Source organism: Aurantimonas aggregata (assembly GCF_010500835.1).
Lineage (GTDB): Bacteria > Pseudomonadota > Alphaproteobacteria > Rhizobiales > Rhizobiaceae > Aurantimonas > Aurantimonas aggregata.
In genome coordinates this window covers 281785-296078 of sequence record NZ_JAAAMJ010000003.1, presented here as the reverse complement: position 1 = coordinate 296078, position 14294 = coordinate 281785, and the positions used below count along the sequence as shown (strand labels likewise).

Here is a 14294-nt window from a genome sequence, read left to right as displayed (position 1 = left end):
CGTCAGCCCACGCTGCCAGCATAGCGCTCTAGCAATTTGCCTGTGTCAGCCTTGCGCTTGCGACACGCGAATTGGGATGTTTTCCTAAAACGCGTGAGACGAAAAGCGCCGCGTTGACGATCTGGTCGAGATCGACTCCGGTTTCCACGTCCATGCCGTTCAGCATGTAGAGAAGATCCTCCGTGGCGACGTTGCCGCTGGCGCCTTTCGCGTAGGGGCAGCCGCCGAGGCCGCCGACCGCGGAGTCGACGACCGAGACTCCGAGGCCGAGACAGGCATAGATGTTTGCGAGCGCCTGACCGCAGGTGTCGTGAAAATGCAGAGCGATCGCGCTCAGCGGAACGTCTTGCGCGACGGTCTCGACCATCTTCATCGCCGCGAACGGCGTTCCCGTGCCGATCGTGTCGCCGAGCGAGACTTCGTAGCAGCCGGCCGCGAAGAGCCGGCGAGCGATGTCCGCGACGCTCTCCGGAGCGACCGCGCCCTGATAGGGGCAGCCGAGCACGCAGGATACGTAGCCTCGTACCTTGATCCCATGGCCGTGCGCCGCCGTCAGGACCGGTGCGAAGCGCTCCAGGCTTTCGTCGATGGAGCAGTTGATGTTGTGGCGCGAGAACGTCTCCGAGGCCGACGCAAACACCGCGATATCCTCGCAGCCGCTGTCAATAGCGGCTTCCAGGCCTTTCATGTTGGGAACCAGCACCGGATATGACACGCCCGGGTGCCGGCGGATCCTCGAAAGAACCACCGCCGTGTCGGCCATCTGGGGTACCCAGCGGGGCGAGACGAAACTACCGGCCTCGATCGTCCGGCAGCCGGCGGCGGCCAGGCGGTCGATGAGCTCGACTTTCGTTTCCGCCGGGATCGCCTTGGCTTCGTTCTGAAGCCCGTCGCGCGGCCCGACTTCGACGATACGGACGGATGAGGGAAATGCCATTCTTGCTCTTCTTGAAAAGATCGTCATCTCGGCGGTTTCAACGGACGGATTTCCTGAGAAAATCGAGGAGGCGCGGATTGGCCCCATAGGCGACGTTGACGCGGATCGCGGCACGGGCATCGGCAGACCGGTTCGGGGAAAAGATCGAGCCGGGCGCCAGGAAGATGCTTTCCAAGGCTGCCGCCTGACAAAGCGCCGCCTCGTCAACGCCCGCCGCGAATTCGGCCCAGAGGTAGAAGCCGGGCACCTTGCAGGGGCGGACCGAAAGGCCGATGGCTTCCAGTTCGTCCGCCACCAGCTGGTTGGCGCTTTCGACACGAGACCGCAAACGCCTCAAATGGCGCAGATACTGCCCACCCTGGATGAGGTTGAAGACGAAACGCTCGACATAGCCCGAGGTCGCCACGCCGGTCAGCATCTTGATGTCCGTCAGCGGCTGGACGAGCGAGGGATGCCCGGCCAGGAAGCCGCATCGCAGGCTCGCGGAGAGCGTCTTCGAGAAGGTCCCGACATAAATCACCCTGTTGAGCTGATCGAGCGCTGCCAGGCGCGTCATTGCCGGCGGCACGATGTCTGCAAACGCGTCGTTCTCGACCACCAGCGTCCCCCACTGTTCCGCAGCTTGCAGGATGCCGAACGCCACGGGCGGAGACAGCGATCCGCCGGTCGGATTATGCGCCTGCGACTGCGTGAAGAAGAGCTTAGGGCGGGTGGTGGCGAGCTTTTGCCTGAGATCGTCGAGGTCTGGCCCGTCCTGCGTCCGGCTTACTCCGACCATCCTGACCTTAGTCAGCGCCAGCTTCGCGAACAGCGGATAGTAGCCCGGATCGTCCACTAGGACCGTATCGCCGGGTTCGAGCAGATGCCGAATGATCAGGTCGTGCGCATGGTTGGCGCCATGGGTGAGCAGCACCCCGTCAGGTGCGGCGGCGATCGAGCGCTCCATCAGCATCAGACGAAGGCGTTCGCGCAGCGGCGCAAAACCACGCACGCTGCCATAACCAAAGTCGTCGGCGTCTGGTTCGCTCGCTCTTAATCCCGAAAAATGTCGCCGAAGCTCCGATCCTTCCATCCATGACGCCGGGGGCCGACCGTCGCCCGGCCGCACCTCGTAGTGGCGGTCGAGCTGCTCGCGCAGTAGGGAAACGCGATCGATGGCGGCTGCCAGATGGGGGGAGGCAGTGCTCGCCTGTGGCAGGTCGCGTCGAGAGACGTAGTAGCCCGATCCCGGTCGTGCCTGCAGCAGCCCCTGGGCCACGAGCTGGTCGTAGGCCTCGGCCATGGTGTTCTTGGAAACGCCGTGAGCCTGCGCGGCGCGCCGCACCGACGGCAACCGCTCGCCGATCTTGTAGGCGCCCTGCACCAGATTTGAGGAAACGGTGTCGACGATGGCTGCAACCCGCGTGCGCTCGAGCGCCATGCAAAGTGTCCCCTGTTTCGAATTCGGACTGTACGGGTCAAAACACCGGTAATTGTCCCTTGATTGTCCTAGTTATTCTAGGACAATTCGATCAAGCATCCAAGCTCGAGATGCACAGGGAGGAAGAATGGATCGGCCGACGGACGTGCCTCGGCAGGCGGTGAACTCACGCCTGGAAGGGTATCGCAACAAGACGCCCGAGCAACGCCTCGCGATGCTCGCCGAGGCGACGGGCCTCGCCGACAGTGACATCGCAATCTTCGGCCAGTCCGGTGCTCTCGATCCGGTCCGGGCGAATGGCATGATCGAGAACGTCGTAGGCACGTTCCAGCTGCCCCTCGGCATCGCCACCAACTTCACCATCAACGGCCGCGACTATCTGGTGCCGATGGTGGTCGAGGAGCCCTCCGTCGTGGCAGCGGCCTCCTACATGGCGCGCATCGCCCGCGATAATGGCGGATTCCAGACATCGTCGACGGCGCCTGTCATGCGCGCGCAGGTCCAGCTCGTCGGTATCACCGACCCCTACGGCGCCCGCTCGAAGCTGCTTGCGGCGCGCGAGCAGATCCTCGCCATCGCCAACAGCCGGGACGCGCTGCTTATCAAGCTTGGCGGCGGCTGCAAGGACATCGAGGTGCATGTCTTCCCGCAGACAGCGCGCGGTCCCATGGTCGTGCTGCATCTGCTCGTCGACGTCCGCGACGCGATGGGCGCCAACGCCGTTAACACTATGGCCGAGGCGGTGGCGCCGACGGTCGCCGAGCTGACGGGCGGCATCGTGCGCCTGCGGATCCTGTCGAACCTGGCGGACCAGCGACTCGCGCGTGCCCGCGTCCGCGTTCCGGAACAGGCGCTGGCCACCAAGGAATATTCCGGGCGCCGCATGATCGACGGCATCCTCGAAGCCTACGAACTGGCGGTGATCGACCCCTACCGGGCAGCGACCCATAACAAGGGGATCATGAACGGCATCGACCCGGTGATCCTGGCGACGGGCAACGACTGGCGGGCGATCGAGGCGGGCGCGCACGCCTATGCCGCGCGCAGCGGTTCCTATACCTCGCTGTCGACCTGGGAAGTCGACAGCCAGGGGGCTCTCATCGGGACGATCGAGATGCCGATGGCGGTGGGCCTCGTCGGCGGCGCGACCAAGACGCACCCGGCGGCCCAGGCTGCCTTGAGGGTCCTCGGCGTCAAGACCGCGCAGGAGCTGGCGGAAGTCGCCGTGGCCGTCGGTCTCGCCCAGAACATGGCAGCGCTGAGGGCCCTTGCCACCGAGGGTATCCAGCGAGGCCACATGGCGCTCCATGCCCGCAACATAGCGATCGTCGCCGGCGCCCTCGGCGAAGAGGTGGAGACGATCGCAGCCGGGCTGGTGAAGGCGGGCGATGTGCGCACCGATAGGGCTCAGACGCTTCTGGCTGAGCTGCGCGGGGGGTGACGGACCGCCCCGGCGACCGAAGAAACGCTTCGAAACAAAAGAGGAGGAATGACATGTCTTGGAATTTGAACCGCCGGTCGGTGCTTTGCCTTTCGGCCGCCGCCTTGTCCCTTGCCGTACTGGCGCAGCCGGCTCTGGCCCAGGAGGAGAAGGTCTCTTGGCGCATGCAGGCGCTGTGGGATGGCGGGACGACGCCGCAGGACTTCGAGCAGATGTACGTCGATCGGGTCGCCGAACTGACGGGGGGCAATTTCGAGATCGAGTTGTTTTCCGCCGGCCAGATCGTGCCGCCGGCCCAGGCGTTCGACGCCGTGCGCGGCGGGGCGTTTCAGCTGATGAAGACCTTCGACGGTTATGAGGCCGGCAAAATTCCGGCGCTGGCTTTCACCGCCACCATCCCCTTCGGCTATCCCGAAGCGCAGCAATATGCAGACTGGTTCTACGAGCGTGGTGGGCTCGAGATGGCCCGGGAGGCCTACGCTCCAGCCGGCCTGCAGTATATTGCGCCGACCTTCTACGACCAGGAGCCCATTCATGCGAAGGTCCGGATCGAGACGATCGCGGATTTCGCGGGCAAGAAGGGTCGCTTCGTCGGTCTTGCCTCTGGCGTGATGAGCAAGTTCGGAGTCGCGGTTTCGCCGCTGCCCACCAGCGAGGTCTACTCGGCACTCGACAAGGGGCTGATCGACCTTGCCGATCGCGGCGACCTGCAGGCCAACCTCGATGCCGGCCTCGGCGAAGTCGCCGAGTACATCATCATGCCGGGCGTCCACCAGCCGACGACCGCGACCTCGTACGTCGCCAACAAGGCAGCCTACGATCAGTTGCCGGACAACTACAAGGAAGCCCTGGCAACGGCCGCCAAGGATGTGTCCGCCGCCTATCAGGAGGCGAAGGCCAAGAGCGACACGACCGCCCTCGAAGCCTTCGAGAAGCAGGGAGTCGAGGTCATCACCCTCGACGAAGCCGACATCAAGGCGGCCCGCCTGGTGGCGGCCGAGGCTTGGCGCGAGGCGACCAAGGGCGACGAACTCGCCACCCGGATCCTCGATTCCCAGATCGAGCAGATGCGCGAGCTCGGACTGATCGAGTAGACCTTCCGCGACAAGCGTCGACGGCCGGCCTCGTGCCGGCCGTCGACGACGCTTAAACGGGGGGAGCCCTATGCCCAGTATCGTGGACGGTTTCGTGCGATTCGTCACCGCGATCAATCGATGGCTGTTCACCGCGGTGAGCCTGCTGTTGCTGCTGATCGTCCCGGTCATGCTGTATGCGGTCGTCGCCCGCTACGGCTTCAACGCGCCGTCTGACTGGGGTCTCGAGCTCGCTACGCTGCTGTTTGGACCATATTTCCTGCTGGGCGGCCCTTATCTGCTCCACACCGGCGGCCACGTTAATCTCGACCTGTTGCGCCAGGCAGCGTCGCCGCGGGTCAACCGGGTCTTCGACCTCCTGAACTATCCGGTCATCGCCGCCTTCGCGATCATCCTTCTCTATTATGCGTGGCCCTTCGCCGTGCAGTCCTACGGACTGGGCGAGACGTCCTACACATCATGGAACCCGGTAATCTGGCCGATCAAGTTCGTGATCCCGATCGCACTGGTCCTTTTGTTCCTGCAGGCCGCAGCAGAGTGGCTGCGGCTGTTCTTCCACGAAGTGACGCCGCCAGCCGGTGAAGGCACGAAAGACGGCCTATGAGCTCCACCGGCATTCTCATCTTCATGTTCGCCGGCCTGACCGTCTTTCTCCTGACGGGACTGCCGGTCGCCTTCGTACTCGGCGGCCTGTCGGTGTTGTTCACCGTGCTGTTCTGGGACGCCAATGCCCTGATCATCCTGGTCCTGCAGATCTTCGACACGATGCGCTCGGAGGCGCTGCTGGCAATTCCGCTCTACATTTTCATGGCGGTGATCCTGCAGAAATCCGGGATTATCGAGGATCTCTATCGGGCGATGGAGCTCTGGTTCGGCCGCATCCGCGGCGGGCTGGCGATAGGAACCGTGGTCATCTGCGTCGTCATGGCCGCGATGACAGGCGTTGTCGGCGCCGCCGTGACCGCGATGGGCATCCTGGCGCTCCCGGAAATGATGCGGCGGGGCTACGACGCCCGGCTGGCCACGGGCACGATCTGCGCCGCCGGTACCCTGGGCATCCTCATCCCGCCATCGGTGCTGACGATCGTCTATTCGGTGACGGCACAGGTCTCGATCGGGAAGATGCTGATCGCCGGCATCGTGCCAGGGGTCCTGCTGGCCAGTCTTTATATTCTCTACATCGTCGTCATTTCCTGGCTTCGGCCGGAACTCGTCCCCGATGTGTCCGACGTGCCGCGGGCGAGCCTTGCCGAAAAGCTCCGCTCGCTGAAGACGCTCGTCCTGCCCTCGCTGATCATCGTCATGGTGCTCGGGTCGATCTTCTTCGGCATCGCCACGCCCACCGAGGCGGCAGCCGTGGGTGTCTTCGGCGCGGCCCTGGCCGCGGCCACCCGCCGGCATCTGACATGGCCGACATTGACGCAAAGCTGCCTCCTGACGCTGAAGGCTACCGCGATGATCCTGTGGATCACGATCGGCGCGAAGGCCTATGTCGCCATCTTCACCGGGCTCGGCGGCGCCGACGCACTGCTCGGCGCGATCGAGCAGTTGAGGGTCAGCCCGTATCTCGTTCTCGCCGTAATGATGCTGATCCTGATCTTTCTCGGCACCGTGCTCGACGAGATCGGCATCATACTGCTTACCGTTCCGGTGTTCCTTCCCGTCGTCCGTTTCCTCGGTTTCGACGAGATCTGGTTCGGCGTCCTGTACGCACTGACCATCCAGATGGGCTACATCAGCCCGCCCTTCGGCTACACGCTGTTTTACATCAAGAGCACGCTGCCGAAGGAGGTCGGCATGGGGATGGTCTATCGCGGCATCGTTCCGTTCTTTCTTCTCCAACTCGCCGGGCTCCTAATCTGTGTGACGTTTCCAGGACTCACCACGTTCCTGCCGGCACTGATGTCGCAGTGATCGCTGGGTATCGGCACTGAACGGGCACCGCGTGCGATCGCGCAGCGGATATGGCTCGACGGGGAGGAGAGACGCTGGGCGGATGACGATCCCGACTGTGCGAAACAAGCAACCAGCAAAAGAGGAGGAAACGAACATGGTTGGAATACTAATCGGAAAAGTGGCGCTGGCGGCGCTTCTCCTAACGAGCGTTGGCGCCGCGGCGCAGGAAGGCGATGCCGTCCTGCCGTCGCTGGATCTGCCGGAAGCCCTGCGGAGCGCGGTGCCTCTGCCGGTCAGCGAGGCTGACCTGCCTACGGTCGAGGCCGTCGAGTACTTCAAGGTTTCGGACGAGGCGCTCCAGCTCGAATGCCCGGTCTTCACGCCGGGAGGCGACCTCCTGTTCTGCGAAGTCTTCGGCGGCCGCGTCTACCGTCTGACGTCGGACAAAAAGCTTTCCGTCGTCCTGGGGGAGAACGAACTGCGGCCCGCCGGCCTCGAAGTCCATAAGAACGGCCGCATCTACATGGCGGAACTCGGCGACTTCGCGGCCCAGGGGTCGGTTGTGTCTATGGACGACGACGGGACAGATATTCAGGAAATCGTGCCACGCTCGAGCGGCTTCCTCGCCGACGATCTCGTCTTCGACAAGCGGGGCGGATTCTACTTCACCGATTTCAAAGGCGGGTCCAGTCGGCCGGATGGTGGGGTATACTATGTCGGCCCAGAAGGCGGCGACCCCGTTTCTATCCTGCCCAATCTGCGGATCGCCAACGGAATCGGCCTCAGTGCGGACGGCAAGACGCTCTGGATTACTGAACTGGCCGGCGGCAAGCTGCATAGGGTTTCGCTTAGCGACGCCACGACCGTTGCCCCGTTCGGCGCCCTGATCACCTACACCTTTACCGGCGCCGGACCCGACTCGCTGCGCCTCGATGCCGAGGGCAACGTCTACGTCGCGATGTATGGCCAGGGGCGCGTCCTAGTCTTCAACCCGCTCGGTCTGCCGATCGGACAGTATCTGCTGCCGGGGCGTGACGAAGGCCACAATCTGCGCTCGACCTCAATGGCCATCCGGCCGGGAACCGACGAGATGCTGATATTGACGAACGACTGGGACCAGGGACGCGGCTCGACGATCTTTGCCGTTCGATCCTTGGCCAAGGCGGCTCCGACGTTTGCGGTCGACGAGTAGGACCCAACCGCCGCATATCCGGAGAATTGGGTGCACTCCACCAGGCATGAATGGCATCCGACGTTAATTCACCGCTTGTCGTTGGCGTGCACCCATCAATGGCCTCCTGACAGCGGCAGAGGGCAGCGCAATTCAGGGGCGATCCTTGCCTACTAACTACGAGCAGGCCGGTTCTGTAGCCAAAGACAATAACTTGAATATGCAACAGTGCTGGTGTCGCTCTGTATCTAGGGCAAAGACGGTCGCTTCGGGTCCTTCGCCGGGGTGGCCTCGTCCAGGGGGTGCGCGGAGCACGTGGTCTGTGGGAGTTTTTCTGTATTTAAAGCCTTGTTCTTTTCCATATTTAACCGAAATCCGGGTTAAGTCGACCTACGGGGATGCCGCTTTTGCTCTTTCGCTTAGGTGGCATCCGGGGTGGCATCCCCAGGCGGCATCCCCGTAAAAGCCTGCGCTATAAGGGTTTGAGGAGTAGGGATGCCACCGATGCCACCTTTTCTATAAGGACTCAGAAATAAGAAGAGGAACCGTATATACAGCCATATAGCAGCGGTAAGCACGTATAGGTGCCACATAGGAGGACAGGTGGCAGAGGTGGCATCTTTTCGGCAAGAAACGGCGAAAAGGATTATATCTCTCAATAGGTTGAGCCGGATGCCACCTCGGGCTGCCACCGGGATTGGGGGTGGCATCTCCCGGTAGGTGGCATCGGGGTGGCATCGACGAAAAAGGGCGACCCGAGAGCCGCCCTTCTGTATTCAAAGCCGAAAAAACTGCGTCGAACGCTGCCCGTACCGGGTTCAGCCGGTGAGATCGCTGTCATCTAACTCGACATACGGCATGATCCGCTCCCAAATTTGAGCCTCCGTAGCGTCCTCGCGGACCAAAGCGCGGAGCATCACGCCGTCGAACTTGTGCTTCTTCCGGCTGTCTTCGCGCCGCCAGCCCGGAATGCGGGACTGCGCTGCGGAGAACTGCATTTGATTAGGCCGCAGGTCCTCCCGGCGCATCTGGAGGCAATCAAGCCAAAGCTGCGAGGTCGAGACGCAGGTCCGCAGGTAGAGCTTGCCGTCGAGGTCGTCGAAGCGGTCGGTCATGCCGCCGTTCAGGGCCTCTTCCTTCGAGACCGGGGTCTCCAGCCAAGCGGCCATCTGCGCGCCCCAAATTTCAGCCTGCGTCTCCATCTGCGCGCCGTCCTGCGCCGCGATGGCATAGGGGCGGGCGGCGTCCGAGAGATCGAGGTAGAGCGAGCCCTTCGGCTTCGCTGCCCGCATGGCGGCATAGATCGCGTAGGCCTCGGCCCAAAGCTGGTCGACCTCGCGCGCGAACGCCGTGAAGTCGAACGGCACGTTGCGCGGCAGGGTGGCCTTGACCGGCCACATGCGGCGGTTGCCGGTGAGGTCGCGGAGGAACTGGTCGGTGTTGACCGTGCCGAAGAAGACGGCCTGCCGGTGGTATTCCTTCGCGCGGTGAGCGTAGGCCAGCCGGACCGTGTCCTTGGTCGTCGAGAGGAACTGCTTGATCGCGTCCATGTCCGACTTGTGATAGGCGGACATTTCGCCGATCTCCATGATGGAGTGGCCCTGCATCTTCTCGACGGCCTTCTGGACGTCGTCGAAGCCGCAGTCGAAGACGGCATACCAGGAATAGCGCCCGAGCATTTCCAGGAAGCTCGACTTGCCGATGCCCTGCTCGCCCTGGATGATCAGGCAGAAGTCGAACTTGTGCCCCGGCTCGAACGCGCGCGTCACGGCGGCCAGCATCATCAAGCGGAAGGCCTCGCGAATGTAGGGGTTGTCCTCGACCTTGAAGTACCGCTGGAGGACCGTCTCCAGGCGAGGGACCTTGTCCCAAATGACCGGCTTGCGGCCTTCCTTGACGAGGTTCCGAACCGGATGGAAGCGGTAGCTCTTCGCCGCGAGCGAGATCGCCGCGTTGACGTTCGTCGTCGGGGCATTCGGGAAGCCGTAGCCGCCGAACTCGGCCGGCCCTTCGAGCACGGTCCGCATCTGCGCGACCATGTAGTCCTCGATCCGGTCGCCGTTCTCCCGGTCCCTGACCGGCAGGTCGACGCCGAAGCGCGACCGCGACGTGATCGGGCGATAGAGGACTTCGCCCTGGAGCATTTCGTTGTCAGCAAACCGCTTGTAGAAGCGGGAGTCGTTCTGGAAGATGACCGAGTAGTTGTAGATCGTTTTCTTGAGCCCGCCGTCCTTCGTGGCGTCGAGGTCCTGCCGCCAATCCTCGGGCGGACGCTCTGCGGCCTTCGATACTTGCTCGCTCTTCTCGATCTCCTCGTCGGGATCGGCCGGCAGGTCGTCGAAAGCGTCGGCCGGGATGCGTCCGCCGCCCTCTTCCGCGTCGTCGACCGACGGCCCGAGGAGTTCCAGTTCCTCGGCGGACAGTTCCCGACTAGACGGAACGTCGGGCGTGCGCGGCGGCGACGGATGGACGTCGTCCTCGGGCTCCGGGTCCAGGTCGTCGAAGGCCTCCTCGACGTCGCTGAAACGGCGCTCGACGAGGTCCTTCTTCACGGCCGGGATCGCCTGCGCGAACTCGACCATTTTCTTGAAGGACGGGCGCTTGCCGATCGGCGTGTCCTCGTCGACCTTCTCGTCGAGCGCGCCGAACTTGACGATGCGGACCGCGTCGAAGGCGTTGACGAGCATGTCGGACAAGGGGTCCGACGTGTGATGGGAGTAGAGGAAGCGGCCGTCGTCCTGGATTTCGACGCCGTTCGCGGTCGTGCCCTTGAGGTAGGTGTAGCGGGGCTTCGCGCCCGACATATCGCCCGGCCCGTAGTCCTCGGGCAGGAACTCGGCGATGGCCTGCTCGATCGGGAAGGCCCGGCAGAAGGCCCCGACGATCCCGTCCTTCTCCCAAGGGTCCTCGGCCTTCTCGGCGGCGAGGCGCTTCTGGCCCTGCGACTCCGAGTAGGGCAGGTGCAGGTGATTGTGCGGGTCGAGGTCGCGTGCCCGGAACGCCTTGAAGACGTCCCTCGGGTCGAGGAGCATTTCGCCCGCGAAGAGCTTGGCGATGAACTCGGCGTCGCGGGAATGCGACGGGTTATACATCATCTGCGCGGGGCGGAACGACACGTCGTCGACCGCCTCCATCGTCTTGTCGATCGACCATGCGACGATGCGCGAGAGGGCCGTGTAGTCGTCGATCTGGCAGGGCTTCGCGAGCGGGAAGACCATGCGGATGCGCGGCTTCTCGGCCGTGTGCTTGCGCGTCGTGTGGATGAAGAACTCGACGCGCTTGAGGATATTGAACTCGCGCCGCATGATCTTCGACAGCAAGGCCGGCGTCATATTGTCGAAGTCGAGGGCCAGGACGTCGCGCGGGCGCAGGTTCGTCTTCTTCCGGCGGCCGTCGATACAATGGCTGCCGATCCAGAAGCCGTTGACGTTCTTGAGGAGGTCCTGTTCCTCCTTCTTAAGCGCCATATACTGCTTGAAGGTCTCCTGCGTGATCTGCGGCTTGGAGAGAGTGGCGGTCAACATGCCCCAGGAGGGGGTGATATTCTTGACCTTGCCGAGGGACTGGCGGCCCCCGGAAATGCGGATGATATCGTTAGCGAACTGCGATTTTGACATGCCTGCTCTCAGCCCAAGAGATCGCCGGTTGCGTCGGTCAGGCTGTCGCTCAGACCCTCGAATAGCTTTTGGCTACTTGCCAATCGCAATTTCGGCGCGCCGAGCAATGAAGGCATCGAGCCAGGCTTCTGGCATTGCGGAGGCGCGGGTGCTGAGCTTCAGGAAGGGAGGAAAACGCTCTTCAGCAATCATCTGGTAGACTTGCGATCGAGAAAGCCCCACGCGGGTGATTACAGCCTCGGGGCGCAACATCCGCCCAGTCGGCGCAATGCCTTCCCAAGGCTTTTCATCGAAATCGCTACCCATGTCGTCTGCTCCGTCGTTCCAATGAGATCCTGAGACCGCAGGCTACGTCCGGTAACGATCGGTGTATCGGGACAAAACTGAGGGCGTTCGGGCCAAGGTTTTGTCACCTCGGCGGTCTGCTTGGCTGGAAGCCATTGTACTGGCGCTCGAAATCCTCCCAAAGCTTGGATGCTCTAGCCGAGCCTAGGGCCCCACCTGAAGCACCGGTCGCAGCGGTTGCTGCGGAGTTTTCGAGCTTCATGGCACGGGCAATATTTTGTTTCACCGCAGCGTTGGTGGTCTTGAAGTCGCGGAACTTGACGAGCTCTTTATCTGGCAATGAATCTTCAAATGAAGTGACAGCGAGAACCTCGTCGATCTGACGCAGCAATTCGCGCAGGAAACGGGCCGTTGGGCCGTCTTCGAGATTGTTGTCACGACTGGTCGAGACGGGAATGACACCGAAGGCCGAGGCGAATAGACCAAGTGCGCGTGGGTAGAAGTAGGAGATCTGGATCTTGCCGGGTCGGCCACCGCGCGACAGGCTCGCGAGAAGAGGGTCCATGTCCTCAAACCACGTCATGGTCTTGTCGTACCAACCCTTCGGGAGGCGCGGTGGAAAGAAATCCTTCGTCGACAGTTCCCGGCCGAGCTTCTCGTACGCGAGAAGGTGGCGCCTCAACGTTTCATGTTCTTCTCGCGAGTAACGCGGAGTGAACATCTTGAAGAGAGTACGATCGATCAACTCATTCAGGTGATGCTCCAGCGCAACCGCGTCAAAGCCTTCCCTAAGCGGCAGCCCGGTGCGACTCAAGATCGCTTCCACCGCGGCCTCGTTGAGGATTTTCCTTCCTCCAAGCGTGTAAAGGGTTAGCGGGCTGTCCGAGTTGCCGTCCGTCACGCCCGTGCCAACGCTCTGAACGCATCAAGTTGGTCGGCCCACCAGAGCGCCATGCGAACGCGTTCGTCCCAATGTTCCCCTCGCACATAGGCGCGCCTGACATCGTTGTTCTCGACATGCGCCAGCGCGCGCTCGATCGCATCGGAATGCCATTGGCCGCTTTCATTTGCCAGCGTACTGAAGGTCGCCCGGAATCCATGGGCGGTAACCTGATCGGCGCCGTAACCCATGCGCTTCAAAGCGACGTTGAGGGTGTTTTCGGAGATTGGCTTCTTCCAAGAGTTGATTGACGGAAACAAGAAGTCGCTGTCGCCGGTACACCGCGCGAGTTCGGCAAGCTCCCGCAGAGCCTGCGGTGGCAGCGGGACACGATGCGGCCGTCGCATCTTCATTCGCTCGGCAGGCACTCGCCAGACTGCACCGTCAAGATCGAACTCTTCCCATTTCGCAAGCCGCAGCTCTCCCGGCCGGGGCGCCAGAAGCGCTAACAAGCATAGGGCGTGCTTCGTTGTGGGCTGGCCAGAGGATGTCTCGATCGTCAGCAGCAGCTTCCCGACCTCCCTGGGATCGAGCAACGCCGAGCGCAATTTGACCTGCGGGCGCACAAGAGCGCCTTTCAGGGCGGCGGTCGGATCCGAGCTTGCCCGCCCGGTGGCGATGGCGAAGCGAAAGACAGTCCCGATGGTGCTTCGAAGGCGGCGCGATGTCTCGTAGGTGCCATTGCTCTCGATCTGTCGCAGCAGCTCCAGAACGTCCGGTGCTTCAATCTGCGCGATCGGGCGGGATCCCAGTCGTGGCTTGACGATATCCAGAAGCCAGCGCGTCTTCTTCATCGTCGCTGCAGCACGCCCTTCCCGTTCGAGTTTCTCGAGGTACTCTGCCGCAATATGATCGAAGGTCAGCGCACGATCGCGCTCCTCGCTGAGGCGAGCAGCACGCCGAACCTCTCCTGGATCCTGGCCCTCGAGCAGTTGCAGCCGGGCAGCATCCCGCTTGGAACGTGCCAGCTTCAAGGAAACCAGCGGATAGGGTCCGAACGACAAGAGCTTTTCGCGGCCGGCGAATCGATATTTGAGGCGCCACAGCCGCGCCTCCTTGGGAGTGACGAGCAGATGGAGGCCCCCGCCGTCAAAAATCTTGTAGGGCTTGTCGCGCGCCGGAGCGCTGCGGATCTTGACGTCCGAGAGGGGCATTGGCTTCCAGAGGTCTACTGAGGGCGTTACCTGCACCCCCAGAAATACCCCCAACTCTTGCGGATGTCACGCATTGTCTTTGGACGATGCTGGACGCAAAGCCTTTGCAATGCAGGGCTTGCGGCTATCCTTCAGGACCTAGCTGGTCGCTGCTGTACAGGTAAATGGTGCCCAGGAAAGGACTCGAACCTTCACGCCTCGCGGCACACGGACCTGAACCGTGCGCGTCTACCAATTCCGCCACCTGGGCACGGCGCGGACCATTAGAAGCTGGACCCCTCCCTGTCAACGCGGTTTCTGCCGAATGGTCGCGGAACGGCTTCACGCGGCGACGATTAT

At 62.7% G+C, this 14294-nt stretch carries 11 protein-coding genes and 1 tRNA gene; 5 read left to right on the top strand and 7 right to left on the bottom strand.

Features of this window, described 5'->3' with window-relative positions; genetic code table 11:
* Positions 1-28: 28 nt before the first annotated feature.
* Entirely contained in the window at positions 29-937 is a 909-nt protein-coding gene (locus tag GTW51_RS07565; protein ID WP_163043281.1) for a hydroxymethylglutaryl-CoA lyase, read from the bottom strand.
* A gap of 37 nt (positions 938-974) precedes the next feature.
* Positions 975-2357, bottom strand: a complete 1383-nt coding sequence (locus GTW51_RS07560) for an aminotransferase-like domain-containing protein (RefSeq protein WP_163043280.1) — start codon at positions 2355-2357, stop codon at positions 975-977.
* A gap of 127 nt (positions 2358-2484) precedes the next feature.
* Between GTW51_RS07560 and GTW51_RS07555 the strand changes: the two genes are divergently transcribed.
* The 5 genes from GTW51_RS07555 (at position 2485) to GTW51_RS07535 (ending at position 7980) form a co-directional block, all read left to right on the top strand.
* Positions 2485-3798 (top strand): hydroxymethylglutaryl-CoA reductase, degradative, encoded by a 1314-nt coding sequence (locus tag GTW51_RS07555; RefSeq protein WP_163043279.1) that lies wholly within the window; start codon positions 2485-2487, stop codon positions 3796-3798.
* 53 nt (positions 3799-3851) lie between these two features.
* The gene (dctP, locus tag GTW51_RS07550) at positions 3852-4892 is read left to right on the top strand and encodes a TRAP transporter substrate-binding protein DctP (protein WP_163043278.1); all 1041 of its coding nucleotides are present in this window, start codon (positions 3852-3854) and stop codon (positions 4890-4892) included.
* 70 nt (positions 4893-4962) lie between these two features.
* Positions 4963-5496 (top strand): TRAP transporter small permease subunit, encoded by a 534-nt coding sequence (locus GTW51_RS07545; RefSeq protein ID WP_163043277.1) that lies wholly within the window; start codon positions 4963-4965, stop codon positions 5494-5496.
* Positions 5493-6806, top strand: coding sequence for a TRAP transporter large permease (locus tag GTW51_RS07540; protein WP_163043276.1), 1314 nt, complete (start codon positions 5493-5495; stop codon positions 6804-6806). Before GTW51_RS07545 ends, GTW51_RS07540 begins: the two co-directional genes overlap by 4 nt.
* An 82-nt stretch (positions 6807-6888) precedes the next feature.
* On the top strand, positions 6889-7980 hold the full coding sequence (locus GTW51_RS07535; RefSeq protein ID WP_246232739.1) for an SMP-30/gluconolactonase/LRE family protein: 1092 nt from the start codon (positions 6889-6891) through the stop codon (positions 7978-7980).
* 797 nt (positions 7981-8777) lie between these two features.
* Here GTW51_RS07535 and GTW51_RS07530 read toward each other — a convergent pair.
* From GTW51_RS07530 to GTW51_RS07510, 5 genes are all read right to left on the bottom strand, one after another.
* Entirely contained in the window at positions 8778-11576 is a 2799-nt protein-coding gene (locus GTW51_RS07530; protein ID WP_163043275.1) for a VapE domain-containing protein, read from the bottom strand.
* Positions 11577-11648: 72 nt separating this feature from the next.
* Positions 11649-11882, bottom strand: coding sequence for a helix-turn-helix transcriptional regulator (locus tag GTW51_RS07525; protein WP_203565943.1), 234 nt, complete (start codon positions 11880-11882; stop codon positions 11649-11651).
* Between the two features lie 103 nt (positions 11883-11985).
* Positions 11986-12762 (bottom strand): hypothetical protein, encoded by a 777-nt coding sequence (locus tag GTW51_RS07520; RefSeq protein ID WP_163043274.1) that lies wholly within the window; start codon positions 12760-12762, stop codon positions 11986-11988.
* On the bottom strand, positions 12759-13955 hold the full coding sequence (locus tag GTW51_RS07515) for a tyrosine-type recombinase/integrase (RefSeq protein ID WP_163043273.1): 1197 nt from the start codon (positions 13953-13955) through the stop codon (positions 12759-12761). The genes GTW51_RS07520 and GTW51_RS07515 overlap by 4 nt, the downstream gene beginning before the upstream one ends.
* Before the next feature lie 165 nt (positions 13956-14120).
* A tRNA-Leu gene (locus GTW51_RS07510) sits at positions 14121-14205 on the bottom strand.
* Between the last annotated feature and the right edge of the window lie 89 nt (positions 14206-14294).